The organism is Massilia cavernae (assembly GCF_003590855.1).
In the GTDB taxonomy this organism is placed as follows: domain Bacteria; phylum Pseudomonadota; class Gammaproteobacteria; order Burkholderiales; family Burkholderiaceae_D; genus Telluria_A; species Telluria_A cavernae.
The window spans coordinates 1-24,977 of record NZ_QYUP01000068.1 but is presented as its reverse complement, the minus strand read 5'-3'; the positions used below and the strand labels follow the sequence as shown (position 1 = coordinate 24,977).

Sequence of the window (24,977 nt, the reverse complement as noted above, 5' to 3'; positions counted from 1 at the left end):
AATACATATGTCGGGACTGCAGGTGCGACGCTTTACAGCAGCCGCGCTACGTCATTGAAGACGGCTAAGACCATCAGCATCACCAGCATGGCCACGCCGAGGCGCTGCGCATATGCACCGATCCGCTCCGGCAAAGGGCGCCCGGTCAAAACTTCCAGCGAATAATACAGCAAAAGGCCCCCATCCAGAACCGGAATTGGTAACAGATTCATCACTCCAAGACTGATGCTGATGGAGGCGACGAAGATCAGGAAGCTCACCGCGCCAATGCGGGCGGTCTGTCCCGCGTAGTCGGCAATCGTGATCGGGCCGGTGACGTTCTTCAGCGAGACTTCGCCGGTGATCATCTTGCCGATCATCTTGACCGTCAGCGCGCTGGTTTCCCAGGTCTTGCGCATGGCCTTGGACACCGAGTCCAGCGGACCGGATGCCACCTTCACCATGTCCGGCGCCAGCGCCACTTCGGCCTTGATGCGGCCGTGACCCGTTGCGGCGTCGCGCTCCGGCGTGACCTTCACGCTGACTTCGCGCCCGCCGCGCATGACCTTCACGTCCAGCGTGCGCTGGCCGGCGGCGCGCACCGCCTCGATAAATACAATGCCATCGGAGGTCGGCTTGCCGTCGACCGATGTCACCAGGTCGCCGCTTTGCAGGCCGGCGCGTTCGGCGGCGCCGCCCGGCATGATCTTGCCCAGCACCGGCAGCGGCCGCGCCACCATGATGCCGACCGCGCCAAGCAGGTCGGCGTCGGCGTCCATGCCTTCGAAGCTTGACGCCGGCAGCACCAGGTCGAGGCTGCCCACCGACTGGCGCTCTACTTCCAGGCGCACGTCGCGTTTGTCGATGGCGGACGAAACGATTTCCCAGTTCAGGTCCGACCAGCCGGCGACCGCCTTGCCGTTGACGGCCGTGACCTGGTCTCCTCCGCGCAGGCCGGCCTGCCATGCGGCCGTGGTCTCGGGCATCGGGCGGATGCGGGTGGTCGGCTCCGCGATGCCGTACATGAACAGGCCGGCGAACAGGACGATGGCGAGGATGAAGTTGGCGAACGGACCGGCGGCCACGATGGCGATGCGGCGCCAGACGTTCTGGCGGGTGAATTCGCGCTGTTCGTCTTCAGGCGTGAGCGATGGCGCGTCCGGATCGCGGCTGTCGAGCATCTTGACGTAGCCGCCCAGCGGCAGCACCGAGATCGCCCATTCGGTCTGGTCGCGGCCGAAACGGCGCGACCACACCACCTTGCCCATGCCGACCGAGAAGCGCAGCACCTTCACGCCGCACAGGCGGGCGGCAAAGTAATGTCCGAGTTCATGGAAGATGATCAGCGGTCCCAGCGCAAGCAGGAATGCCAGCACTGTCGTAATCAGGTTCATTGCCTTGTGCCTGCGACGATTGCTTCGGCCGCACCGCGGGCGCGCGCATCCTGGGCCATCACGGCCTCGATGCTGCTGGCCGCGCCGTGGTCGTTCTCATGCATGACGCGCGCGATCACGCGGTCGATGTCGCGGAAACCGATGCGGTGTTCGAGGAAGGCCTGCACCGCCACTTCGTTGGCGGCGTTCAGCAGCGCGGGCGCGGTGCCGCCGGCTTCGAGCGCCTCGAAGGCCAGCGCCAGGCACGGGAAGCGCTTGTAGTCGGGCTTTTCGAACTGCAGCGTGCCGATGGCGGTGAGGTCCAACTGCCCTACTCCCGATTCGATCCGCTCCGGGAAGGCCAGCGCGTGCGCGATCGGGGTGCGCATGTCTGGGTGGCCCAGTTCCGCGATGACCGAACCGTCGACGTAGGACACCATCGAGTGGATCACGCTTTGCGGGTGGATCACGACTTCGATCTGGCTGGCGGGCGCGCCGAACAGCCAGTGCGCCTCGATCACTTCGAGGCCCTTGTTCATCATGGTCGCCGAGTCGACCGATATCTTGCGGCCCATGACCCAGTTCGGATGCTTGCAGGCCTGCTCGGGCGTGACGGCGTCGAGGGTCTCGACGGCGCGCGCCAGGAACGGCCCGCCGGATGCGGTCAGCAGGATCTTGGCCACGCCGGCGCCCTTCGGCGAACGGGCGTACGACTGCGGCAGCGACTGGAAGATCGCATTGTGTTCGCTGTCGATCGGCAGCAGGGTCGCCCTGCTTTCGTGGACGGCGTCCATGAACAGCTGGCCGGACATCACCAGCGCTTCCTTGTTCGCCAGCAGGATCTTCTTGCCGGCGCGGGCGGCGGCCAAGGTAGGCGCCAGGCCGGCGGCGCCGACGATGGCGGCCATCACGGTGTCGGTGTCGGCGCTTGCGGCCACCGCGCAAAGGGCGGCTTCGCCGAATTCGACTTCGGTGCGCAGGCCTTTGGCGCGCAGCAGCGCGGACAGCTGGTCGGCGGCGGCGGCGGTGCCGACCACGGCGCGCGCGGGACGGAACTGTTCGCACTGGGCGGCCAGTTCGTCGACGCGGCTGTGCGCCGTCAGCGCGTACACCTTGTATTTATCGGGATGGCGGGCCAGCACGTCGAGGGTGGAAACGCCGATCGACCCGGTCGCGCCCAGGATGGTTATACGTTGCATACTGCGTCTTTCAGAGCCAGGCGTGAATCAGCGCCGCGAACGGCAGCACCGGCACCAGGGCATCGATACGGTCCAGCACCCCGCCGTGGCCGGGCAGCAGCTTGCTGCTGTCCTTGACGCCGGCGCGGCGCTTGAGCATGGATTCGAACAGGTCGCCGACGATGCTGGCGGCGACGATCACGGCCAGGATGGCCATGGTGGCCAGCCAGCCCTTGGATGCATGCAGCTTGACCACGAAGGTGTCGGCCACCATCGGGTCGCCCGACAGGATCAGCGCGGCGCCGAACAGCAGGACGGCGATGCCGCCGCCGATGGCGCCTTCCCACGATTTGCCCGGCGAGATCGACGGCGCCAGCTTGCGCTTGCCGAAGGCCTTGCCCGAGAAGTAGGCGCCGATGTCGGCCACCCAGACCAGCGCCATCACGGACAGCAGGTAGACAGCCGACACGCTGAAGAACATGGCGATGGCGGCGAAGCAGCCGACGATGGCCAGGCCGTAGACGGTGCCCAGCAGCGTGTTGCGCAGGCCGATCGGCGGCGGCAGGCCGTGGCCCAGCGCCGGCACGAAGCGCACCAGCCAGATAGCCACCGACAGCGCAAACCAGAACTGCAGCGAGGAGTTGGCGCGCATCATGAAGGTGTAGGCAAATGCCGCCACCCAGAACAGCGCGATGACGACGGCCTGCTTGCGCGAGGAGCCGAACAGCTGGAAGGCTTCCATGATGGTCGCGCCCAGGAACAGCAGCAGCACGGCCGCGAATGCCGGATAGTAGCCGCCGAACAGGACGGCCAGCAGCACGGCCAGCAGCACGACGGCGGTGATGATCCGGGTTTTCAGCATGGCTCGGCCTCTCCCGCTACCTGGTCGCCGGTGCGGCCGAAGCGGCGTTCGCGCGACTGATAGGATTCGATGGCGCTATCCAGCGCGGCGACGTTGAAGTCGGGCCAGTAGGTGTCGGTGAAGTACAGCTCCGAATAGGCGAGCTGCCAGAGCAGGAAGTTGGAGATGCGTTCCTCGCCGCCGGTGCGGATGAACAGGTCGGGCTCGGGCGCGTAGGCCATGGCCAGGTGCTCGGCCAGCTGCTCTTCGGTGAATTCGGTGGCGCCCGGGTGGGCCGCGACCATCTTGCCGGTGGCCTGCATGATGTCCCAGCGGCCGCCGTAGTTGGCGCACACGGTGACGGTCAGGCGGGTGTTGTTGGCGGTGCGGCGTTCGGCCGCGGCGATCATTTCCTGCAGCTTGGCGTCGAAGCGCGACAGGTCGCCCACGACTTTCAGGCGGATGTTATTCGCGTGCATCTTGGACACTTCGCGCTCCAGCGCGGTCACGAACAGGCGCATCAGCAGCGACACTTCTTCTTCGGGACGGCGCCAGTTCTCGGACGAGAAGGCGAACAGGGTCAGGTACTCGATGCCGCGCAGCGCGCAGGCTTCCACGATGTTGCGGACGGCTTCGACGCCCTTGACGTGGCCGGCGACGCGCGGCATGAAACGTTTGGTCGCCCAGCGGCCGTTGCCATCCATGATGATGGCAACGTGGCGCGGCACTTTGGCCACTTCCGGGACGGCTGTCGTCGAACTCTTGAAAATCATAGATCCTGACTATAAAAACGTAGGGCGGATAAGCCCCTTGGGGCGCATCCGCCGTGCATGCTTTGATGGCGGCTCGTCCAATTCGGCGGATGCGCTACGCTTATCCGCCCTACGGGTTTTTTTATCCCGCGTGTTGTCAGAACCGCCAAACCCGCAATATTATACCGTCAGGACTTCTTTCTCTTTTTCGGCGACCAGCTTGTCGATGTCGACCACGAACTTGTCGGTCAGCTTCTGGACTTCGTCCGATGCGCGGCGCTCGTCGTCTTCCGAGATGGCCTTGTCCTTGACCAGCTTCTTCAGCGATTCGTTGGCGTCGCGGCGGATGTTGCGCACTGCGATCTTGGCGTCTTCGGCTTCGCCCTTGCACAGCTTGACCATCTCCTTGCGGCGCTCTTCGGTCAGCGCAGGCGTCGGCACGCGGATCATGTCGCCCTGCGACGATGGGTTCAGGCCCAGGTCGGAGTCGCGGATCGCCTTTTCGATGGTGCTCAGCATCTTCTTTTCGAACGGGGCCACGCCGATGGTGCGGGCGTCGATCAGGGTCAGGTTGGCGACCTGGGTCAGCGCGGTCGGCGAACCGTAGTATTCGACCGTGATGTGGTCGAGGATGCCGGTGTGGGCGCGGCCGGTGCGGACCTTGGCCAGGTCGGCCCTGAGGGTCTCGATCGACTTGTTCATGCGGTCTTGCGCGCTTTTCTTAACGTCAGCGATAGTCATATGCTGCTCTCCTGTGTTCGATGATGATTGTTTGTACTGCTTAAACGTGTACCAGTGTGCCTTCGTCTTCGCCCATGACGACGCGCATCAGCGCGCCCGGCTTGACGATCGAGAACACCTTGATCGGCAGCTTCTGGTCGCGGCACAGCGCGAAGGCGGTGGCGTCCATCACCTGCAGGTGCTTGGCGATCGCTTCGTCGAAGTTGATCGACTCGTAGCGGGTCGCGTTGGGGTCTTTCTTCGGATCGGCAGTATAGACGCCGTCGACCTTGGTTGCCTTGAGCACGATCTCGGCGCCGATTTCCGAGCCGCGCAACGCCGCTGCGGTGTCGGTGGTGAAGAACGGGTTGCCGGTGCCGGCCGCGAACACGACGACCTTGCCTTCTTCGAGGTACTGCAGCGCCTTCGGGCGCACGTATGGCTCGACCACCTGCTCGATGCCGATCGCCGACATCACGCGCGCGGTGATGCCCACATGGCGCATCGCGTCGGCCAGCGCCAGTGCGTTCATGACGGTGGCCAGCATGCCCATGTAGTCGGCGGTGGCGCGGTCCATGCCCTGCGCGCCAGGCGCAACGCCGCGGAAGATGTTGCCGCCGCCGATGACCACGGCCAGTTCCACGCCCGCCTTCGCCACTTCCGCAATGTCGGCGACCATGCGCTCGATCGTGCCGCGGTTGATGCCGTACGGATCGTCGCCCATCAGTGCTTCGCCAGACAGTTTCAGTAGGACGCGTTTGTAGGCTGGTTTTGACATGTGTGGGCTCCTAAAAATGACTGTATTGTTCTGGTCCGGCCGGGGCAGCTTGCTCCGCGCCGCCGGCCTCACCAATCCGTGCGGAAAGGTGGCACTTAAAAAAACGGGCCTTCCGGCCCGCTTTTTATCTTACTGCTTGGAAGCAGCCATTTGCGCAGCAACTTCTGCTGCGAAATCGTCCTGCTTCTTCTCGATACCTTCGCCAACAACATACATCGTGAATGCTTTCACGGTGGTGTTCTTTTCTTTCAGCATCTGTTCGATCGACTGCTTGTCGTTCTTAACGAACGCCTGGTTCAGCAGCGATACTTCTTTCAGGAACTTCTGCACCGAGCCTTCGAGGCGCTTGGCCAGGATTTCCGGCGACTGGGCTGGCTTGCCTGCGGCAGCGGCGGCGTCCGCGTCTTCCTGTGCTTTCAGTGCAGCAACCGAACGCTCTTTCTCGATCAGTTCAGCTGGAACCTGGTCAGCCGACAGCGACACTGGCTTCATTGCAGCGATGTGCATTGCCACGTCCTTGCCGACCTGCTCGTCCGCGCCGTCGAACTCTACCATGACGCCGATACGGGTACCGTGCAGGTACGAAGCCAGCTTGCCGGTGGTTTCGAAACGCTGGAAGCGGCGGATCGACATGTTTTCGCCGATTTTACCGATCAGTGCCGAACGCACTTCGTCCAGGGTCTTGCCGTCCAGCGGCAGTGCCAGCAGGGCAGCGACGTCGGCCGGGTTGTGCTCGGCTACCAGCTTGGCTGCGTTTGCTGCCAGTGCCAGGAAGTCGTCGTTCTTTGCAACGAAGTCGGTTTCGCTGTTTACTTCCACCAGCGCGCCAACGTTGCCGGAGATATAAGATGCTACCACGCCTTCAGCGGTGATACGCGCCGACGCTTTCGATGCCTTGCCGCCCAGCTTGACGCGCAGGATCTCTTCCGCACGACCCATGTCGCCTTCGGCTTCGGTCAGTGCTTTTTTGCATTCCATCATTGGCGCATCGGTCTTGGCGCGCAGTTCGCCAACCATTGCTGCAGTAATCGCTGCCATAAGATTTCTCCTAAGATATGTTTCGTATTCTGTTTAAAAAAAGGGGGAGCACATGCCACCCCTTTTTTCGCTCGTCGCCAGCAGGTTGCCCTGCCGCCGGCTTATGCTTGCTCGGAAACTTCGACGAAGTCGTCGCCCGAAGCTGCCTTGACCATGTCGGCAACTTCGTTGGTGGCGTTGGCACGGCCTTCCAGGATCGCATCTGCCACGCCGCGTGCGTACAGGGTGATCGCTTTGGAGGAGTCGTCGTTGCCTGGGATGACGTGGGTTACGCCTTCCGGGGAGTGGTTGGTGTCGACCACGCCGATGACCGGGATGCCCAGCTTGCCGGCTTCGGTGATCGCGCCTTTGTGGTAGCCGACGTCGACGACGAAGATTGCGTCAGGAACGCCGCCCATATCCTTGATGCCGCCGATGGCCTTCTGCAGCTTGACCATTTCGCGCTGGAACATCAGGTTTTCTTTTTTCGACAGTTTTTCAGCCGAGCCGTCTTCGATGGCTGCTTCCATATCCTTCAGGCGCTTGATCGAGGTCTTGATCGTCTTGAAGTTGGTCAGCATGCCGCCCAGCCAGCGCTGGTCGACGAAAGGTACGCCAGCACGTGCTGCTTCAGCCGCGATGATGTCGCGAGCCTGGCGCTTGGTGCCGACCATCAGGATCGTGCCGCGGTTGGCGGAGATCTGCTTGATGGTTTTCATCGCTTCCTGATACATACCCATCGTCTTTTCGAGGTTGATGATATGGATCTTGTTGCGGTGACCGAAGATGAACGGAGCCATCTTTGGGTTCCAAAAACGGGTTTGGTGACCGAAGTGGACACCGGCTTCCAGCATTTCACGCATTGTTACGGACATATAATTCTCCAGGGTTGGGTCTGGAATCCGGTCAGTCACCTCGAGGGCACCCTTTGCGACCGGATTCGCGATTTAAACAAGTATTTTGACAACATTGCTCGAAACCGAATTCAAGCAACCCGAGATTCTATCCGGTTTTGGAGGGATGTTCAAGGGGAGCGTGAGCTTGACGGACGGGCGAATGCCGGACGCAGGACGGATAAGCGGAGAGGTGCAGCAGAGGTTTCGAATCGCATGCGATTCGCCTGCGCAACGGCATCCGCTTGCAAGCGGATGCTCCTGACGCGACAGCATCCGCCGCCGCGGCTCCGCGGGTGCGGGCTTCCAGCCCTTACCCGCCCTACGGCAAATGTCACGACAGTCGCATTACTACCTCGGCGCCGCCGGCAAAGCCGTGCATCACTTATAATACGGACATTCCCGAATCATCCGCTTTTTGTCGATTGCGACCACTATGTCCACCATTTCCATCAAAACCACCGAAGAAATCGAAGGCATGCGCGTAGCAGGCCGCCTGGCCTCCGAGGTGCTCGATTACATCACCCCCTTCGTCAAGGTGGGCGTCACCACCGGCGAACTTGACCGCCTGTGCCACGAATACATGGTCAACGTACAGGGCTCGATCCCGGCGCCGCTGAACTACTGCCCGCCCGGCTACACCCCCTACCCGAAAGCCATCTGCACCTCGGTCAACGACGTGATCTGCCACGGCATCCCGGGCGACAAGGTGCTCAAGAACGGCGACGTGGTCAACCTCGACATCACCGTCATCAAGGACGGCTTCCACGGCGACAACAGCCGCATGTTCTTCATCGGCGAACCGTCGATCCTGGCCAAGCGCCTGTCGGACGTGACCTACGAGTGCATGTGGCTCGGCATCTCGAAGGTGAAGCCGGGCGCCCACCTGGGCGACATTGGCCACGTGATCCAGCAGCACGCCGAGAAGAACGGCTACAGCGTGGTACGCGAATTCTGCGGCCACGGCATCGGGCGCGTGTTCCACGAAGAGCCGCAGGTGCTGCACTACGGCCGTCCCGGCACGCTGGAAAAGCTCGAAGCGGGCATGATCTTCACGATCGAGCCGATGATCAACGCCGGTCGCCGCGACATCCGCGAAATGGGCGACGGCTGGACCATCAAAACCAAGGACCGCAGCCTGTCGGCGCAGTGGGAACACACCATCCTGGTCACCGAGACAGGCTATGAAGTGCTGACCCAGTCGGCCGGCACCCCTCCTCCACCGGCCATCGTCGGCACGCAGGCGCAAGCTGCCGTAGCGGCGTAACGCGATGCCAACGGCGGCGCAAACCAGCGCAACGCGCGACCTGCTCAAGCAAAGGCTGAAGGCGGAGCGCGCGGCGCTGATCGCCGCCTTCCGCGCTGACGGCAAGCCCGAAAAGCTGCTGCGCAGCCTGCGCCAGAGCGTCGACGCCGTCCTCACCGAAGCCTGGAACCAGGCCGGCCTGCCGCCCGAGGCGGCGCTGGTCGGCGTCGGCGGCTACGGCCGCGGCGAGCTGTTTCCCTTCTCCGACGTCGACCTCCTGATCCTGCTGGCCGAACCGGCCAACGCCGTCACCACCGCGAAGCTCGAAGCCCTGGTGCAGCTGCTGTGGGACCTCGGCCTCGAAATCGGCCACAGCATCCGCACCGTGGACGAATGCATGGACGAGTCGAAGGCCGACATCACCGTCCAAACCAGCCTGCTGGAAGCGCGCCTGGTCGCCGGCGGCGCCGAGGTATTCGACCAGCTGCGGCGGCGCTACCTTGAAGCGATGGACCCGCAAGCCTTCTTCCAGGCCAAGATCGCCGAAATGCGGCTGCGCCACGCCAAATACGAAGACACCGCCTTCAGCCTGGAGCCGAACTGCAAGGAGAGCCCGGGCGGCCTGCGCGACCTTCAGGCGATCCTGTGGGTGGCCAAGGCCGCTGGCCTGGCCAACTCCTGGGGCCAGCTCGCCACGCGCGGACTGGTCACCCAGACCGAGGCGCGCCAGCTGATGGAGAAGGAGCGCGCGTTCAAGGACATCCGCATCCGCCTGCACCTGCAGGCCAACCGGCGCGAGGACCGCCTGCTGTTCGACCTGCAGACGCCGATCGCCGAAACCTTCGGCCTCAGGACCACCGGCGAAGGCGCGCACGTACGCCGTGCCAGCGAATACCTGATGCAGCGCTACTACTGGGCGGCCAAGACGGTCACCCAGCTCAATACCATCCTGCTGCAGAACATCGAGGCCCAGCTGTTCCCGCAGGACGTGGAGCCGATCGCGATCAACGAGCGCTTCAACGACCTGGGCGGTTTCATCGACATCGCACGGGACGACACCTTCGAAGCCACGCCGTCGTCCATCCTCGAGATGTTCGTGCTGATGACGGAGCGCCCGCAGATCAAGGGCATCTCGGCACGCACCATGCGCGCCCTGTGGCACGCGCGCGCTGTCATCGGCGACAAGTTCCGCGCCGACCCGGTCAACCGCGCCAACTTCCTGCACATCCTGCAGGCGCCGGTGGGCCTGGTGCACGCGCTGCGCCGCCTTAACGACACCGGCATCCTGGGACGCTACCTGCCAAGCTTCCGGCCCATCGTCGGCCAGATGCAGCACGACCTGTTCCATGTCTACACGGTGGACCAGCACATCATGATGGTGGTGCGGAACATGCGCCGCTTCACGATGACCGAGCACGCCCACGAGTACCCGTTCTGCAGCCAGCTGATCGCCAACTTCCCGCGCTCATGGCTGCTGTACGTGGGGGCCCTGTTCCACGACATCGCCAAGGGCCGCGGCGGCGACCATTCGATACTCGGCGTGGCCGACGCCAGGCAGTTCTGCGAACAGCACGGCCTGTCGCCCGAGGACACCGAACTGGTGGCCTTCCTGGTCGAACAACACCTGGTGATGTCGAACACCGCGCAAAAGCAGGACATGTCCGACCCCGACGTGATCCAGGCTTTTGCCAACCTGGTGAAGGACGAACGCCACCTGACCGCGCTCTATTTGCTGACGGTGGCCGACATCCGCGGCACCAGCCCCAAGGTATGGAACGCCTGGAAGGCAAAGCTGCTGGAAGACCTGTACCGGATCACCCTGCGCGTGCTGGGCGGCGAGCCGCCGTCGGCCGACCGCGAGCTGAAGAACCGCCAGGACGACGCCAGGGCCACGCTGCGCCTGTTCGGCCTGGCGCCGGACGCGCACGAAGCGCTGTGGGCCAAGCTGGACATGGCCTACTTCCTGCGCCACGACGCCTCCGACATCGCATGGCAAACGCGCGCGCTATACGACCGCATCGACAGCGACAAGCCGGTGGTCAAATGCCGCCTCGCGCCGATCGGCGAAGGCCTGCAGGTCACGGTGTACATGAAGGACCAGCCCGATCTGTTCGCGCGCATCTGCAGCTACTTCGACCGCAAGAACTTCAGCATTCTCGACGCCAAGATCCACACCACCCGGCACGGCTACGCGCTCGACACCTTCCTCGTCACCGAGCAGATCTTCGCCAAGAATTACCGCGACATCCTTAACCTGATCGAGCATGAGATCTGCGAACTGCTGACGACCCAAGGCCCGCTGCCGCCGCCGACGCGCGGACGTCTGTCGCGCCTGTCGCGCACCTTCCCGATAGCGCCGACGGTGGACCTGCGTCCCGATGAACGCGGCCAGTACTACCTGTTGTCGATCGCCGCCAACGACCGCACCGGCCTGCTGTACTCCATCGCCAACGTGCTGACGCGCTACCGCATCAACGTCCACACCGCGAAGATCATGACGCTGGGCGAACGGGTCGAAGACGTGTTCCTGGTCGACGGCGCGGTGCTGAACAACGCGCGCAACCAGATCCAGCTCGAGACCGACCTGCTCGACGCCCTCAAAGTCTAATCAAGCTACAAGCAAAGCAAGCACACAATGACTGAATTAGTACGCCTTTCAAAACGCATGTCCGAACTCGGGCTGTCGTCGCGCCGCGAAGCCGACGAATGGATCGCCCGCGGCTGGGTGCGGGTCGACGGCCAGGTGGTATCGGAACTTGGCAGCAAAGTGCTGCCGCACCAGAAGATTACGGTGGAACGCCAGGCCGCGGCCGAACAATCCAAGCGCGTGACCATCCTGATCAACAAGCCGATGGGCTACGTCAGCGGCCAGGCAGAGGACGGCTACACGCCGGCGGTGGCGTTGATCAAGCCTGAGAACCGCTGGGAAGAAGACCCTTCGCCCGAACAGTTCCATCCTACCCAGCTGCGCAGCCTCGTGCCGGCGGGCCGCCTCGACATCGACTCGGTCGGCCTGCTGATCCTGACGCAGGACGGCCGCGTGGCCAAGACCCTGATCGGCGAGAATACCAGCATCGAGAAGGAATACCTGGTGCGGGTCGAGTACACCAAGGAAGGCAAGCTGCCCGAGGCGGACCTGAAGAAGCTCTGCTTCGGCCTCTGGATGGACGGCAAACCGCTGCTGCCAGCGAAGGTCCGCTGGCAGAATGACGACCAGCTCAGTTTCACGCTGAAGGAAGGCCGCAAGCGCCAGATCCGCCGCATGTGCGACATGGTGGGACTGAAGGTGGTGGGCCTGAAGCGGGTCCGCATCGGCAAGGTCAAGCTGGGCGACCTGCCGACCGGAAAATGGCGCTACCTGCGCCCTGACGAACAGTTTTGATGTTGAAGTGATTTGAATCGGAGATATGATGCGTAAGTTGACTACCCTCACCGCTGTAAGCCTTGTCCTTGCAAGCCACGCCGCATTCGCTGCGCAACCTGTCGTCAAGGAAGCGCCGCTGCGCGCACACCTCGCCTTCCTCGCCGACGACCTGCTCGAAGGACGCGGCACCGGCCAGCGCGGCGGCGAACTCGCCGTGCGCTACATCGAAACCCAGGCCGCCATCATCGGCCTGAAACCCGCGGTGGGCAAGGGTTACCGCCAGCCGGTCAACATCGTCGGCAGCCGCACGCTGCCCAGCAGCTCGGTAACCTTCGAAGTGGGCGGCAAGACGATGGCGCCGGTGCTGGGCAAGGACATCGTGTACGGCAACGCCAACGACGCGGCGCAGACGCGCTTCGAAGCGCCGGTTGTGTTTGTCGGCTACGGCATCGACTCCCCTGACGACAAGTGGAACGACTACGAGGGCATGGACGTCAAGGGCAAGGTCATCGTCATGATGGTCAACGACCCGAAGCCAACGGCACAGGAGCCTAACCGCTTCGGCGGCAAGTCGCTGACCTGGTACGGCCGCTGGATCTACAAGTTCGAGGAAGCGGTGCGCAAGGGCGCGGCCGGCGTGCTGCTGATCCACACCACCGAGTCGGCATCGTATCCATGGAGCGTGCCTGCGAACGGCTTTGGCCGCGAGCAGTTCCACCTCGCCGGCAAGGGCAATGCGATGCAGGGCTGGCTGACCGAAGACATGGCGCGCAGCCTGTTTGCGGCCGCGGGCCAGGACCTCGACGCACTGCGTGCGAAAGCGGAAGTGCGCGGCTTCAAGCCAGTAGCGCTGGATATCAAGGCGCGTGTGGCACTGGACAGCGCGCACCGCAAGATCGAAGAATTCAACGTCGCCGGCATCGTGCCCGGCACCGATCCGAAACTGAAGGACCAGGCGGTGATCTACTCGTCGCACTGGGACCATCTCGGCAAGGTCGAAACGCCTGGCCAGCCTGACCACATCTGGAACGGCGCGATCGACAACGCCTCCGGCAGCGCCGCATTGCTGGCGATGGCGCAGGCGGCAGTTGCCAAGCCTGCGAAGCGCACCCAGATCTTCCTGTGGACGGCGGCCGAGGAGCAAGGCCTGATCGGCGCGACCGGCTACACACGGAATCCGATCTGGCCGCTGGCGAAGACCGCGGCCGACCTGAACCTCGACAGCCTGAACTTCGTGGGCCGCACGCGCGACATCGGCGTGGCAGGCTCGGAGCGCAGCAGCCTGTATGAAAGCGCGGGCAAGGTCGCAAAGGCGATGGGCCTGCGCCTGGCGCCGAGCGTGCCGGATCTGGGAGGCGCCTACTTCCGCGCCGACCACTTCAGCTTCGCCCGTGCCGGCATCCCTGCATTCAACGTGGGGTCGGCCGTGTTCTCCGGTGACGGCTCGTTCGACTTCGAGCATGACCATTCGGTGTCGGCCGCCAAGATGGTCGGCTTCACCAAGCACTACCACCAGGTCAGCGACGAGTACAACCCGGCCTGGGACCTGTCGGGCATGGTGCAGCAGGCGCAGTTCACGCTGAACCTGGGGTATGAGGTGGCGAACGCGCCGCAGATGCCGACCTGGAAAAAAGGCGAGGCGTTTGGGCAGGTGAAGCGCTAATCCATGGCGGTGCTTAATACTGACTAAGGCACCGGGATGTGCATGTTCTGCACATCCGGCGAAGTCCCCCGCGCTGCGGGCGCACAAGCTTGTCGTGGAAGGATAGTCGCAGGGCTGGGGAAATGGCGGCGTAGTACGCGAGCGCTTCCGCCGCATCGCGTGCCCCGTGCACGATACTGGTTGCCTGAGCGACATCGGACGTGCGCAGCGCGGCGATCGCCGGCTTGACGCCCTCGGCAAGAAAGCGGGTGCGATTGTCGTGCGTATCAGCAACGATCTGTTTCTCCTCCGGGGTCATATAGGTGTCCCGGTACGCCGTCCAAACCACGTCTGCGTCCGCCATGTCTTTTTCGATGCCATCCATCCGATTTCCGAACGATGACGGGTCCCCGGTCGGGGCCTTTGCCAGGACCAGCTGATGCCGGTTCGCGAGGCGTACCACGCGGTCGAGCTGGCCGACGGCCAGCAGGCGGTCTTCATAGACCGTTTTCAGCGAGGCATTGACCGAGTTTAGGCCGAGCAATCCTCCTACGCCGATCAGCACGGCCGCAAGCAGCAGGAAGGCGACAATAACCACCAGCCGCGTTCTAATCATTACGTTCTTCAACATTTGGTTCTCCAAGGGCGTACGACAGCGTTGTCGCTCATGTTTGCTTTCCGATCATCTCGTGACACAACTTTATCGTGAGACAGCCGGGATGGATATTGTCCTTTGGTGCCACAAAGCATGATTAAATGCTCTCGCGCATGGCAGCCCTGGCGATTCAGTTCATGTCTTCCAATTCACGCGCCGGGCCTCGGCGCGTCAGGGTAAGCTGTCGCCATTGATTGAAACTCTCAACTTCCGGCGCCGGCATGACCAAGTTTCGGCTGATCGCCCTGGCATTGATAGCGGCGGCGGCCCTTGCCTTGTTCGTTTTTGGGCTGTGGCCGTATCTCACGCTTGAATCCCTGAACGCGCGCCAGCAGTCGTTCCAGGCCTACTACGCCGCCCATCCAGGCCAGGCGATCGTTATCTACTTTGCGATTTGCGTCGCGGTCGCGGCACTTTCGGTGCCCGGTGCGACCATCGTGATACTCGCCGGCGGCGCAATGTTCGGGCTGTTCCTCGGCACCCTGATCGTTTCGTTTGCGACGACGATCGGGGCGACGCTTGCCTTCCTTGCTTCGCGCCACCTGCTGCGCGACTGGGTGCGTAAACGTTTCGGGAAAGGGCTGGCCGCAGTCGATGCCGGCGTCGCCAGTGACGGCGCGTATTACCTGCTCACGCTGCGCCTGGGTCCGATGTTTCCCTTTATCCTCGTGAACCTGCTGATGGGACTGACCGCCATGCGCACCTGGACCTATTACTGGGTCAGCCAACTGGGCATGCTGCCCATCACCCTGGCCTTTGTGAATGCGGGGACCCAGCTTGGCCGGATCGAGGCGATGTCGGACCTTGTATCCCCGGCCGTGCTTGCCTCCCTCGCGCTGCTCGCCGTCGTTCCTCTGGCGGGAAAGAAAGTCATGGACTGGATCAGGGCACGAAGGCTGCGTACGCTCAAACCGCCTACGTAAAAGCGCCGCCCCCGCGCCGGGTATGCCAAAATAGCAAGCGCCCCTCAACTCATCCGATTTGGAGACAGCAATGAACGAACACATCACCATCGACACCCCCGACGGCAGTTTCGGCGCCTACGTGGCGAAGCCAGCGGCAGCTTCGGCTCCGGCCATCGTCGTGATCCAGGAGATCTTCGGCATCAATGCCGACTTGCGCGCGACTTGCGACGAGCTGGCGAAGCAAGGCTTCATCGCGATCTGCCCTGACCTGTTCTGGCGCATGCAGCCGGGCGTCGACCTGACCGACCAGAGCGAAGCGGAGTGGAAGAAGGCGGTGGCGTTCTACCAGAAGTTCGACGTCGACAAGGGCGTCGATGATATCGGCGCGGCCCTGAAGGTAGCGCGCGGGTATGCTGGCGCGAACGGCAAGGTCGGCGTGATGGGCTTTTGCCTGGGTGGCTTGATGACCTTCCTGACCGCTGCGCGCAAGGATCCGGATGCGGCGGTGGCCTATTACGGCGGGCGGACCGACCAGTTCGTGGACGAATTCAAGTCCGTTACATGCCCGCTCATGATGCACCTGGGAGAAGCGGACGAATACATTCCGGCGCCGTCGCGCGAGAAGATCGTCGAGGCGGCAGAAGGCAAGGAGAACGTGCAGGTGTTGACGTATCCGGGCCAGAACCACGCGTTCGCGCGGCACAAGGGGGTCCATTACAACCGGGAAGCGGCCGAGTTGGCTAACAAGCGGACCTACGAATTCTTCAAGAAGAACCTGGGCTAAGTGGGTGCAATGGCGGCTCAAGGCAGGACGTAGGTCGGATAAGCGCACCGCGCGGTGAAGCACGGTTTCGAATCGCATGCGATTCGCCTGCGAAACGGCATCCGCTTGCAAGCGGATGCTCCCAGGGCGATAGCATCCGACGAACGCCCCCGCCAGCCCACTGCCTCAGGCCGGAATCAGCGCCGGCTGACGCGGCACGTGCAATGAAAAAAGGACGCCGCGGCGTCCTTTTTCATTGACTCAGACAGGTGCCGAATCAGTTCTTGCAGTGGTTGGCAGCCAGGTAGTCATACGCTGCCTTGGCGCGTACCAGGCCAAAACCGTACTTGACGTCACGCCCTGGGGTGCCCAGATCTTCAGCCGTCGCGCCAAGTGCGGTGCGGATTTGATCCGCGCTGCACATTGGGAAGTAGCTCCAGACCAGTCCCGCTACAGCGGCGACGTGTGGCGTTGCCATCGAGGTTCCGTTGAACCCGGCATAATGATCGCCCCGCACGGTTAGCGTCGCGCTCTGGCCCAGTTGCGCCTTCATCGCCGCGCCTTCCGCTGCCGATGCGGTCATCGACGGGATCGTCGAGCCGGGCGCGCCCAGCGTACCGGCAAAGCTGCCGCCGCCCAGGCTGTTGTACACGATTGCGCCAACACCACCGCTGGCCTCGCAGTTCGCCACCTTGGCACCGAACGAAATGGCGCCGCGCTCGATCAGGCAGACCTTGCCCGCGACTGCCGCGTTAACCGAGGTGCCCAGGCCAAAGTCCGCCAGCGGTGCGGTGCGGGTTGCGCGCGCGGAGAACGTCATCGGGCCAGGGGCGTAGGTAGTCGCGCCGACCTTGAGTTCGGACGCGGTTGCCGTGTTCATCGGCACGGTCGACAGGACGTTCACGCCCGGCGCGGACAGCTCCACCTTCGCGTTGTAGTTCGAGAAGGTCGCCCACTGCTTGTTGCTGTCGAGCGCGCCGACCGACACCACGCTCGCATAGCCTGCCGGCCAGCGCATTGCCGGCGTACCTGCATTGCTTGCCGCGGCGATCGACAGGATACCTTTGGCCGCCAGCGCGTCGAAGGCTGCCTGTTCCGTCATGCTTGGCGCAGGGCCACTCAGCGACATGCTGATGATGTTCGCGCCAGCCGCGGCGCACTTGTTGGCGGCGTCTGCAAGTTCCGACGAATAAGCCCAGCCGGCGGCGCCGAACACCTTCACGATATGCAGTCTCAACTGACTGGCAGGGAGGACGCCAACCACGCCGACGCCGTTGTTGTTCTGCGCAGCGATGGTACCGGCGACGTGCGTGCCGTGGCTGTTCTCATCGGTATTCCACCAGCCAGTGCCCGAATCGTATTCACCGGTAACGGTGCCGTTATTGTTCAGGTCTTCGTGTGCGCGGTCATAGCCCGAGTCGATGATACAGATCGTGCGGTTGCCGGAACGCGATGCGCCATTCGGCAGCTGGTCGGCCTGGACCATGCTGATGCCGTAGGGGACGCGCTGACCGAGGAAATACTCTTTACCCGAGGAAGGGTTCGCCGCCGGGCTCATGTCGATGCCGCCGTCGCCTGCCGCGGCAACCTGCATTTCCATTTCAGGAATGAAGCGCACTGCATCCGCTTCTACATAGGCGATGTTCGGGTCCGTGCGCAGGGCCTCTGCTGCGGCGGCGCTCAGTTCGACCGACATTGCATTCATGCCGCCAATCTTGCGTTTGACGTTGCCGCGCTCACGAATCACCGCAGCGTTCGCTTTATCGGCGGCGCCGGCCTTGAAGCCGACGATAAAACGCGGGGAAGGCGCTGCGCTGGCGCTGCCGGCTGCCATGATGCCTGCGGCTGCGAGTGCGCAGATAAGTGCGACATTGCGCGGGGTGGATACCTTGTGGATATTTGTCTTCATTTGTCTCGTTCCAATTTGTAATTGATATGGCGTCGCGGGTCGCGAACCTATGGCCCGGGGGATGGTCGGGTCATCAATACGCGCAGTTGATGCTATTGGAGCAATAAAATAAAGTCAACAAAAGTTATGAAATTCCAATGTTTTCCAGATATTTTTCGGTGCTGGAAATTCGCCCCCGGTTCGGCCTCCGCCACCGCTGACAACCAGGATTTTGCAGGATGACCGCCAAAGACTGCAAAAGCCGCACAATTGCGCAACCGAACCAGCAAGAAGCCCGATCTCACTTTCTCCTCCGGTCAAGCCAAAATCTGAGGTGCGATGTTGTAAAAACGTCGTGCCCCGCCCTGGCCGCCGACCAGGCGAACAGGCGCACGTACGAGTTCTTCAAGAAGAACTTGGGGTAATTGGATTTTTGGCGGGGGTTCGGCGGATGCGCGCCACCGATAGCCCGCTGCCTCAGAACATCTTGAAGTTCAGCTGCAGCGAAATCCCGCCGTGCAAGCGTTCCTTGTACGTCGGGATGACGGCAAGGTTCGCACCGAACCGGCCATATTCCCAGGTCGCCGCGGGTATCAGCGCCGGAAACCAGCCACCGCCGCGCATGTACGGGTACCCATCGAAGGCCGCCAAAACAGCGCCAAGCTTGACGCCACCGACAGTCCACGGCTGGTAGAACAGCCCGGCGTACCTTGAGTGCTGCCGGTCGCTGTTATAGAACCGGCCAGCCGTCACCGCCATCTCGTCATTGATGTGATACTCGATCCCGACGCCGGGATTGCTGTCGTTGAGGTTCTTCTTGCTATCGAAGTGGTAGGTTGCAAAGCCCGTCGAAAGCCATAGCTCATTGCTGCCGCCTGCCGCTCCGTCTTGTGCCTGGGCCAGGCCGCTCAGCATCAGTGCCATCGCAATGGCGGTCATTTTCTTCATGCGTCAGTCATCGTGGTTTGGGTCAAGCTCGGGGAACATCACTTCGGTATAGCCGAACTGCGAGAAATCCTCGATTCGCATCGGGTACAAGATCCCCATCAGGTGATCGACCTCGTGCTGCACCACGCGCGCATGGAAACCATCGACGTCGCGGTTGATCGGGTTGCCGAACTGGTCGACACCTTCGTAGCGCAGCTTGCTGAAGCGCGGCACCAGGCCACGCAGGCCGGGCACCGACAGGCAGCCTTCGAAGGCATGGTCCTTCTCGTCCGACAGCGGCGTGAGCACGGGGTTGATCAGCACCGTCTCAGGAACTTGCGGCGCATCGGGATAGCGCACGTTCTGCTTGAAGCCGTAGATCACCAGCTGCAGGTTGACGCCGATCTGCGGCGCCGCCAGACCCGCGCCGTTCGCCGCGTGCATGGTGTCGAACATGTCGGCGACCAGCGCCCGCATTTCCGGCGTGTCGAACTCGCGTACCGGCTCGGCCACGCGCAACAGGCGCGGATCGCCCATCTTGAGGATGTCACGGACTGTCATTGTGCGTCCCGCCCTTCGTACAAGTCGTTCAGGAACTGGCGCAGGCCTTCACCGGTTTCCGGATGCTTGAGCCCCATCGCGGTCATGGCCTTCAGGTAGCCCAGCTTGGAACCACAATCATACCGCTGCCCGGCATAATGGTAGGCCAGCACTCGCTCGGCCGCCATCAACGCCGCGATACCGTCGGTCAGCTGGATTTCGCCGCCCGTACCGCTGCCCAGGTTCTCCAGGTATTCGAAGATACGGCCGGTCAGGACGTAACGTCCCACTACGGCCAGTGTCGACGGCGCCACGTCAGGCTGCGGCTTTTCGACAATGCCCGACACCAGTTCAACGCCGGGGCGGTAGGCCGCCGCGCTGACGATGCCGTACTGCTTTGTGTGCTCGCGCGGAACGTCCTGCACCGCCAGGATGCTGCACTTCTCGTAGTCGTACAGATCCGTCATCTGCGCCAGCACCGGCATGTGGCCGGCGCCGGTGTCCATGAAATCGTCCGCCAGCAGCACCGCAAACGGCTCGTCGCCGACCACGGGCCGCGCGCACAGCACCGCATGTCCCAGCCCCAGCGGCTCCGACTGGCGGATGTAGATGCAGGTGATGTTCCTGGGGATGACCTTGCGCACCATGTCGAGCAGCGCGGCCTTGCCGGCCGCTTCCAGTTCCGCTTCCAGCTCGTAGGCCTTGTCGAAGTGGTCCTCGATCGCGCGCTTGTTACGGCCCGTGATGAAGATCATCTCGGTGATGCCAGCAGCGACGGCTTCTTCCACCGCGTACTGGATCAGCGGCTTGTCGACAATCGGCAGCATTTCCTTCGGCTGGGCCTTGGTGGCGGGGAGGAAGCGGCTGCCAAGGCCAGCAACTGGAAAGACTGCTTTTCTGATTCGCTGCATGTAGAGGTGTCCTGGTCTTCGCTTGGTTATTGGTTTGCCGCGCCGTTCACTTCATCGAGCAGTGCCAGCAGCGCGGCTTCGTCCAGCAGCGCAATGCCCAGCTCCTGCGCCTTGGCGAGCTTGCTGCCGGCGTCGGAACCGGCCACCACGTACGAGGTCTTCTTCGATACCGAGCCGGACACCTTGCCGCCCGCCGCTTCGATCATCGCCGCCGCTTCGTCGCGGCTCATGGTCGGCAGCGTGCCGGTCAAAACGAAGGTCTTGCCGGACAGCGGCATGGTGCCTGCGGCCATCGCGTGGCCGCCCTCCTTCCAGGCCAGCCCGGCGGCGCGCAATTGCGCCACCAGCTCGCGGTTCTCCTCGTCCGACAGGAAGGCGCCAATCGAGCGCGCCACAACCGGGCCGACGTCGGGCACATCCAGCAGCTGGATCCCGCTCTCCCAGGTGGCAGCATGCAGCAGTGCGTCGATGCTGCCGAAATGCTGGGCCAGCGCCTTGGCGGTCGATTCGCCCACGTGGCGGATGCCAAGCGAGTAGATGAAGCGCGCCAGCGTAGTCTGCTTCGATTTCTCCAGCGCGTCCAGCACGTTCTGCGCGGACTTGGCGGCCATCCGCTCCAGCGCGCACAGCTTGTCCATGTCGAGGCGGTACAGGTCGGCGGCGGTCTTCACCACGCCCTTGTCCACCAGTTGTTCGATCAGCTGGTCGCCCAGGCCTTCGACGTCGAGCGCGCGGCGCGACACGAAGTGCATCAGGCCGCCCTTGCGCTGCGCGCTGCAATGGGTCCAGCCGCCGGAGCAGCGCGCCACCGCCTCGTCCTCCGGCCTGACGATGGGCGAGCCGCACACCGGGCACGCGGCCGGCATGACGAACTCGCGCGCGTCAAGCGGCCGGCGTTCCGGCACGTGCGCCACCACTTCGGGAATCACATCCCCGGCGCGGCGCACGATGACGGTGTCGCCGATGCGGATGTCCTTGCGGCGTACTTCGTCTTCGTTGTGCAGGGTGGCGTTGGTGACCGTGACGCCGCCGACGAACACCGGCACCAGCCGCGCCACCGGCGTAATCGCGCCGGTGCGTCCCACCTGCACCTCGATGTCCTGCACCTGGGTCAGCGCTTCCTCGGCCGGGAACTTGTGGGCCAGCGCAAAGCGCGGCGCGCGCGAGACGAAGCCCAGCTGCTGCTGGTCCTCGACGCTGTTGACCTTGTACACGACGCCGTCGATTTCATACGGCAGCGCGTTGCGGCGCGCACCGACACCGCGGTAGAACCCCAGCAGGCCTTCGGCGCCGGTGACGACGGCGCGTTCGGCGCATACCGGCAAGCCAAGCGCCTGGTACCAGTCCAGCAGTTTCGAATGGGAGTCGGGCATGGCCGCGCCTTCCAGCGCGCCGATACCGTAGGCAAAGAAGCGCAGCGTGCGCTGAGAGGTGATGCGCGAGTCGAGCTGGCGCAGGCTGCCCGCCGCCGCATTGCGCGGGTTGGCGAATTCCTTCTGGCCGGCGTCGCGCTGGCGCGCATTGAGTTTGGCGAAGTCCGCCTTGTACATCAGCACTTCGCCGCGCACTTCGAGCACCGACGGCACCTTGTCGCCGTGCAGTCGGAGCGGAATCGCGCGGATGGTGCGGATATTGGCGGTGACGTCTTCGCCGGTGGCGCCGTCGCCGCGCGTGGCGGCCTGCACGAACAGGCCGTCCTCGAAGCGCAGGCTGATGGCCAGCCCGTCGAACTTGAGTTCGGCCGCATACTCGGCCTGCACCGCGCCCAGGCCTTCGCGCGCGCGGCGGTCGAAGTTCTCGACATCCTCGTCGGAAAAGCCGTTGTTCAGCGACAGCATCGGCACCGTGTGCGTCACCTGCCTGAACTCGGGGATCGGGGCTGCGCCCACGCGGTAGGTCGGCGAATCGACCGACACCGCTTCGGGATGCGCCGCTTCCAGTTCCTGCAGTTCGCGGAACAGCTTGTCGTACTCGGCGTCGGGGATCGTCGGCGCGTCCTGTACGTGATAGGCGAAGATATGGCGGTTCAGTTCACTGGCCAGCCACTTCATTCGCTCCAGGTGGTCGCTCGCTGCTACTTTCGTCACGGTGCCCCTTGCGCTCAGCTGAACAGGCGCATCGCGCGCGGCGAACCGGCCGGGATGTCGGCCGCTTCCATCTCCTGGTAAAACTCCAGCACCTGGCCGTTGATCTCGCCCAGTGCGGCGTCGGTCAGCGGCTGGTCGTAGTCGTCGACGATGGTGGCGTCCAGGCGCTCGACCAGCTGTTTGGCGCAGGCGACCATGGCGCCGAAGCCGTCGCGCACGGGCGCCACGCATGGCACGTCGAGCAGCAGGGTCAGGCGCGAGGTGGTGTCGGCGCCCAGCGTCACGTTGGTCGACAGCGTGAACAGGATACCGCCCTCGCCGTCCGGCATGGCGAAGCGGCCGTCGGGGCGCACGTCGAAGCCCTGCTTTTCCAGCGCGCCGATCAGGGTGGCGATGGCCCACGGGGCGCCGTTGCACATAAGGTTCACGCCCAATTGCGCGTCATGGCCCGATACGAAGCGGTGCAAGGTGCGCGATTCGCCCATGACTTCGATCATGTCCGGGATTTCCGGCTCGGCGCCGATGTCGTCGGCCAGGGCGCGCAGGCGCGTGACCAGTTCGGAGTATTCGAGTTCGTTCAGCGCGGTGGTGCGGCTGGCCATCTGCACGCCGGCCTGCAGCTTGGTGTACACGCCGCCGTGGGTGATCGGTTCCCAGTCGCCGTTGACGTGCAGGCCGATGAAGTGCACCGGCTTGTTGCCGACGTGGCGCAGGGTTTGCAGCACCGGCAGGATCTTGTCGCCACGGACGGCGATCTCCAGCGCCAGCGGGATCAGGCAGTCGATCAGCGGGTCGACCAGGGTGTTGGCCAGTTCGGCCGCCGGGGTCAGGCCATCGGCGCCGACCGGCATGGCGGCTGGTCCGGCCGGCGCAAGGTCATCGTGCGCAGCGCCGCCAGCGCCCGCGGCGTCGATACCGACGCCAGGAATCGGGTTCAGGCCAAGGTCGAAGCTCGGTTCCTGGCGCGGCTCGCCGGAACGCATCAGGACGTCGTCGTGGTCGGATGCGAAGGCCCGTTCCACGGTCCTCTTCGCCTTGTACTCCTGCCATTTGTTATAGGTGAATACACCAGCGACGAAAACGCCGGCGGCGCCAAGCAAGCTAATTTGTAGATCGGTCATGCTGCATGTGCCTTTGTAGCGAGATTCGCGGCAGCGTCAACGCCATCTGCCGTGCAAAAAATTCTGTTCATGTGCGTGTCCTTTTCCGGGTTTCCCGCGAGGGTAACATGCCGGCTCCCGCCATGGCGGCACAGGAAGCATGGGAGCGGCCACCTTCAGAAGGACTATTATGATACCAACATCATTGGCCTTGCGCCATGCCGCGGCAGCCGGGCGCCGGCTTATGCGGGAGCCAGTTCGGGGAACTCGGCGCCGACCGATTCCATGTCCACCGCCACGATGCGCGAGACGCCCTGCTCCTGCATCGTCACGCCGATCAGCTGGTGGGCCATCTCCATCGCGATCTTGTTGTGCGAGATGAACAGGAACTGGGTATGGTCGGACATGCGCTTGACCATGCGGCAGAAGCGCTCGGTGTTGGCGTCGTCCAGCGGCGCGTCCACCTCGTCCAGCAGGCAGAACGGCGCCGGGTTCAGGCGGAACATCGAGAACACCAGCGCGGTCGCCGTCAGCGCTTTTTCGCCGCCCGACAGCAGGTGGATGGTGGCGTTCTTCTTGCCCGGCGGCTGGGCCATGACCTGCACGCCCGAGTCGAGGATTTCGTCCCCGGTCATCACCAGCTTGGCGTTGCCGCCGCCGAACAGGATCGGGAACAGCTCCGAGAAATGCTGGTTGACCCGGTCGAAGGTGTCCTGCAGCAGGTCGCGCGTCTCCTTATCGATCTTGTGGATCGCGTCTTCCAGGGTGGTGATCGCCGCGACCAGGTCGGCGTTCTGCGAGTCGAGGAAGTTCTTGCGTTCGGAGGCCTGCGCCAGTTCGTCCAGCGCCGCCAGGTTGACCGCGCCCAGCGCCGCGATGGCGTTGGTCAGGCGAGTCACCTCGCCCTGCAGGTAGGACGGCTTCATGTCCGGGTGGAGCTTTTCGGACAGCGCGGCTTCGTCGGCCTGGGTGGCGGCCAGCGCTTCGGCGAACTGCTCCTGGTTGAGGCGAGCGGCCTGCTCCTTCAGTTGCATCTCGGTGATCTTGTCGCGCTGCGGCTGCAGGCTGCGTTCGGCCTGCATGCGCGAGTCTTCCGCATGGCGCAATTGCTGGGTGATCTGGTCCAGTTCATGGCGCGCATCGGCCAGCGCGCGCTCCTGGCTGGTGCGGCGGTCCAGCAGGTCCTGCAGGCCATCGCTGGCGGCGCCCGATTCGAGCGACTCCAGCTCCTGCTGGCCCACCTCGATGCTTTCGCCGACCTGCGAGGCCTGCTGGGTGGCGGTGGCGATGTTGCGGCGCAGTTCCTCGATCTTGCTGCGCTGTGACTTCTCGGCGAACTGCGCTTCCTGCGCCGCGCGTTCCATCTCGCGCAGCTGCTGGCGCGCGTCCGCCAGCGCCTGTTCCTTTTCGAGAAAGAC

General features: G+C 63.7%; 21 protein-coding genes and 1 pseudogene. 6 read left to right on the top strand and 16 right to left on the bottom strand.

What is annotated here, in order from left to right; translation table 11 throughout:
• Positions 1–32: 32 nt before the first annotated feature.
• The 8 genes from rseP to rpsB form a co-directional block, all read right to left on the bottom strand.
• Complete coding sequence (gene rseP, locus D3872_RS06590) at positions 33–1,373, bottom strand: RIP metalloprotease RseP (RefSeq protein WP_119810033.1); 1,341 nt, start codon at positions 1,371–1,373, stop codon at positions 33–35.
• The gene (ispC, locus tag D3872_RS06585; protein WP_119810032.1) at positions 1,370–2,551 is read right to left on the bottom strand and encodes a 1-deoxy-D-xylulose-5-phosphate reductoisomerase; all 1,182 of its coding nucleotides are present in this window, start codon (positions 2,549–2,551) and stop codon (positions 1,370–1,372) included. Before ispC ends, rseP begins: the two co-directional genes overlap by 4 nt.
• Positions 2,552–2,561: 10 nt before the next feature.
• The gene (locus D3872_RS06580) at positions 2,562–3,392 is read right to left on the bottom strand and encodes a phosphatidate cytidylyltransferase (protein WP_119810031.1); all 831 of its coding nucleotides are present in this window, start codon (positions 3,390–3,392) and stop codon (positions 2,562–2,564) included.
• A complete protein-coding gene (gene uppS, locus D3872_RS06575) occupies positions 3,386–4,144 on the bottom strand; it encodes a polyprenyl diphosphate synthase (protein ID WP_119810030.1) in 759 nt (252 codons plus the stop codon). Before uppS ends, D3872_RS06580 begins: the two co-directional genes overlap by 7 nt.
• A 159-nt stretch (positions 4,145–4,303) precedes the next feature.
• The gene (gene frr, locus D3872_RS06570) at positions 4,304–4,864 is read right to left on the bottom strand and encodes a ribosome recycling factor (RefSeq protein ID WP_119810029.1); all 561 of its coding nucleotides are present in this window, start codon (positions 4,862–4,864) and stop codon (positions 4,304–4,306) included.
• A gap of 40 nt (positions 4,865–4,904) precedes the next feature.
• Complete coding sequence (gene pyrH / locus D3872_RS06565) at positions 4,905–5,621, bottom strand: UMP kinase (protein WP_119810028.1); 717 nt, start codon at positions 5,619–5,621, stop codon at positions 4,905–4,907.
• A gap of 129 nt (positions 5,622–5,750) precedes the next feature.
• Positions 5,751–6,659: a translation elongation factor Ts gene (gene tsf / locus D3872_RS06560; RefSeq protein WP_119810027.1), complete on the bottom strand. Its 909-nt coding sequence runs from the start codon at positions 6,657–6,659 to the stop codon at positions 5,751–5,753.
• Positions 6,660–6,760: 101 nt separating this feature from the next.
• Positions 6,761–7,513, bottom strand: a complete 753-nt coding sequence (gene rpsB, locus D3872_RS06555) for a 30S ribosomal protein S2 (RefSeq protein ID WP_119810026.1) — start codon at positions 7,511–7,513, stop codon at positions 6,761–6,763.
• Between the two features lie 454 nt (positions 7,514–7,967).
• On the opposite strand from rpsB, the gene map reads away from it, so the two are divergent.
• The 4 genes from map to D3872_RS06535 are packed head-to-tail and all read left to right on the top strand — an operon-like array spanning position 7,968 to position 13,804.
• Positions 7,968–8,798 (top strand): type I methionyl aminopeptidase, encoded by an 831-nt coding sequence (gene map, locus D3872_RS06550; protein ID WP_119810025.1) that lies wholly within the window; start codon positions 7,968–7,970, stop codon positions 8,796–8,798.
• Positions 8,799–8,802: 4 nt separating this feature from the next.
• The gene (locus D3872_RS06545; RefSeq protein ID WP_119810024.1) at positions 8,803–11,385 is read left to right on the top strand and encodes a [protein-PII] uridylyltransferase; all 2,583 of its coding nucleotides are present in this window, start codon (positions 8,803–8,805) and stop codon (positions 11,383–11,385) included.
• A 27-nt stretch (positions 11,386–11,412) separates the two neighbouring features.
• On the top strand, positions 11,413–12,159 hold the full coding sequence (locus tag D3872_RS06540; RefSeq protein WP_119810023.1) for a pseudouridine synthase: 747 nt from the start codon (positions 11,413–11,415) through the stop codon (positions 12,157–12,159).
• 28 nt (positions 12,160–12,187) lie between these two features.
• Positions 12,188–13,804, top strand: a complete 1,617-nt coding sequence (locus tag D3872_RS06535; RefSeq protein WP_119810049.1) for a M28 family peptidase — start codon at positions 12,188–12,190, stop codon at positions 13,802–13,804.
• Positions 13,805–13,817: 13 nt separating this feature from the next.
• On the opposite strand, the gene D3872_RS06530 is transcribed toward D3872_RS06535, so the two are convergent.
• Positions 13,818–14,414, bottom strand: a complete 597-nt coding sequence (locus D3872_RS06530) for a Tar ligand binding domain-containing protein (RefSeq protein WP_119810022.1) — start codon at positions 14,412–14,414, stop codon at positions 13,818–13,820.
• 245 nt (positions 14,415–14,659) lie between these two features.
• Here D3872_RS06530 and D3872_RS06525 point away from each other — a divergent pair, with 245 nt between their 5' ends.
• Positions 14,660–15,361: a TVP38/TMEM64 family protein gene (locus D3872_RS06525; protein ID WP_119810021.1), complete on the top strand. Its 702-nt coding sequence runs from the start codon at positions 14,660–14,662 to the stop codon at positions 15,359–15,361.
• 70 nt (positions 15,362–15,431) lie between these two features.
• Entirely contained in the window at positions 15,432–16,127 is a 696-nt protein-coding gene (locus D3872_RS06520; RefSeq protein ID WP_119810020.1) for a dienelactone hydrolase family protein, read from the top strand.
• A gap of 256 nt (positions 16,128–16,383) precedes the next feature.
• On the opposite strand, the gene D3872_RS06515 is transcribed toward D3872_RS06520, so the two are convergent.
• The 7 genes and pseudogenes from D3872_RS06515 to D3872_RS06480 form a co-directional block, all read right to left on the bottom strand.
• Positions 16,384–18,015 carry a S8 family serine peptidase gene (locus tag D3872_RS06515; RefSeq protein WP_229459198.1) on the bottom strand — a complete coding sequence of 544 codons (1,632 nt, stop codon included), beginning with the start codon at positions 18,013–18,015 and terminating at the stop codon, positions 16,384–16,386.
• Positions 18,016–18,471: 456 nt separating this feature from the next.
• The gene (locus tag D3872_RS06505) at positions 18,472–18,942 is read right to left on the bottom strand and encodes a hypothetical protein (protein WP_229459197.1); all 471 of its coding nucleotides are present in this window, start codon (positions 18,940–18,942) and stop codon (positions 18,472–18,474) included.
• 3 nt (positions 18,943–18,945) lie between these two features.
• The gene (def, locus tag D3872_RS06500) at positions 18,946–19,482 is read right to left on the bottom strand and encodes a peptide deformylase (RefSeq protein ID WP_119810018.1); all 537 of its coding nucleotides are present in this window, start codon (positions 19,480–19,482) and stop codon (positions 18,946–18,948) included.
• Entirely contained in the window at positions 19,479–20,372 is an 894-nt protein-coding gene (galU, locus tag D3872_RS06495) for a UTP--glucose-1-phosphate uridylyltransferase GalU (RefSeq protein ID WP_119810017.1), read from the bottom strand. The genes def and galU overlap by 4 nt, the downstream gene beginning before the upstream one ends.
• A gap of 26 nt (positions 20,373–20,398) precedes the next feature.
• The gene (gene ligA / locus D3872_RS06490; protein WP_119810016.1) at positions 20,399–22,423 is read right to left on the bottom strand and encodes an NAD-dependent DNA ligase LigA; all 2,025 of its coding nucleotides are present in this window, start codon (positions 22,421–22,423) and stop codon (positions 20,399–20,401) included.
• A gap of 50 nt (positions 22,424–22,473) precedes the next feature.
• A complete protein-coding gene (locus D3872_RS06485; protein ID WP_119810015.1) occupies positions 22,474–23,580 on the bottom strand; it encodes a cell division protein ZipA C-terminal FtsZ-binding domain-containing protein in 1,107 nt (368 codons plus the stop codon).
• A 221-nt stretch (positions 23,581–23,801) separates the two neighbouring features.
• Positions 23,802–24,977: pseudogene (locus D3872_RS06480) on the bottom strand (chromosome segregation protein SMC); the annotation flags it as partial.

Excerpts from the sequence above, each read along its gene's own strand:
- D3872_RS06530 (WP_119810022.1), bottom strand. The coding sequence starts at position 14,414 with ATGTTGAAGAACGTAATGATTAGAACGCGGCTGGTGGTTATTGTCGCC.
- D3872_RS06520 (WP_119810020.1), top strand. The coding sequence starts at position 15,432 with ATGAACGAACACATCACCATCGACACCCCCGACGGCAGTTTCGGCGCC.
- pyrH (WP_119810028.1), bottom strand. The coding sequence starts at position 5,621 with ATGTCAAAACCAGCCTACAAACGCGTCCTACTGAAACTGTCTGGCGAA.
- tsf (WP_119810027.1), bottom strand. The coding sequence starts at position 6,659 with ATGGCAGCGATTACTGCAGCAATGGTTGGCGAACTGCGCGCCAAGACC.
- D3872_RS06525 (WP_119810021.1), top strand. The coding sequence starts at position 14,660 with ATGACCAAGTTTCGGCTGATCGCCCTGGCATTGATAGCGGCGGCGGCC.
- rpsB (WP_119810026.1), bottom strand. The coding sequence starts at position 7,513 with ATGTCCGTAACAATGCGTGAAATGCTGGAAGCCGGTGTCCACTTCGGT.
- D3872_RS06535 (WP_119810049.1), top strand. The coding sequence starts at position 12,188 with ATGCGTAAGTTGACTACCCTCACCGCTGTAAGCCTTGTCCTTGCAAGC.
- D3872_RS06540 (WP_119810023.1), top strand. The coding sequence starts at position 11,413 with ATGACTGAATTAGTACGCCTTTCAAAACGCATGTCCGAACTCGGGCTG.
- map (WP_119810025.1), top strand. The coding sequence starts at position 7,968 with ATGTCCACCATTTCCATCAAAACCACCGAAGAAATCGAAGGCATGCGC.
- D3872_RS06485 (WP_119810015.1), bottom strand. The coding sequence starts at position 23,580 with ATGACCGATCTACAAATTAGCTTGCTTGGCGCCGCCGGCGTTTTCGTC.
- uppS (WP_119810030.1), bottom strand. The coding sequence starts at position 4,144 with ATGATTTTCAAGAGTTCGACGACAGCCGTCCCGGAAGTGGCCAAAGTG.
- D3872_RS06515 (WP_229459198.1), bottom strand. The coding sequence starts at position 18,015 with ATGAAGACAAATATCCACAAGGTATCCACCCCGCGCAATGTCGCACTT.
- ispC (WP_119810032.1), bottom strand. The coding sequence starts at position 2,551 with ATGCAACGTATAACCATCCTGGGCGCGACCGGGTCGATCGGCGTTTCC.
- frr (WP_119810029.1), bottom strand. The coding sequence starts at position 4,864 with ATGACTATCGCTGACGTTAAGAAAAGCGCGCAAGACCGCATGAACAAG.
- D3872_RS06580 (WP_119810031.1), bottom strand. The coding sequence starts at position 3,392 with ATGCTGAAAACCCGGATCATCACCGCCGTCGTGCTGCTGGCCGTGCTG.
- def (WP_119810018.1), bottom strand. The coding sequence starts at position 19,482 with ATGACAGTCCGTGACATCCTCAAGATGGGCGATCCGCGCCTGTTGCGC.
- D3872_RS06545 (WP_119810024.1), top strand. The coding sequence starts at position 8,803 with ATGCCAACGGCGGCGCAAACCAGCGCAACGCGCGACCTGCTCAAGCAA.
- D3872_RS06505 (WP_229459197.1), bottom strand. The coding sequence starts at position 18,942 with ATGAAGAAAATGACCGCCATTGCGATGGCACTGATGCTGAGCGGCCTG.
- galU (WP_119810017.1), bottom strand. The coding sequence starts at position 20,372 with ATGCAGCGAATCAGAAAAGCAGTCTTTCCAGTTGCTGGCCTTGGCAGC.
- rseP (WP_119810033.1), bottom strand. The coding sequence starts at position 1,373 with ATGAACCTGATTACGACAGTGCTGGCATTCCTGCTTGCGCTGGGACCG.
- ligA (WP_119810016.1), bottom strand. The coding sequence starts at position 22,423 with ATGAAGTGGCTGGCCAGTGAACTGAACCGCCATATCTTCGCCTATCAC.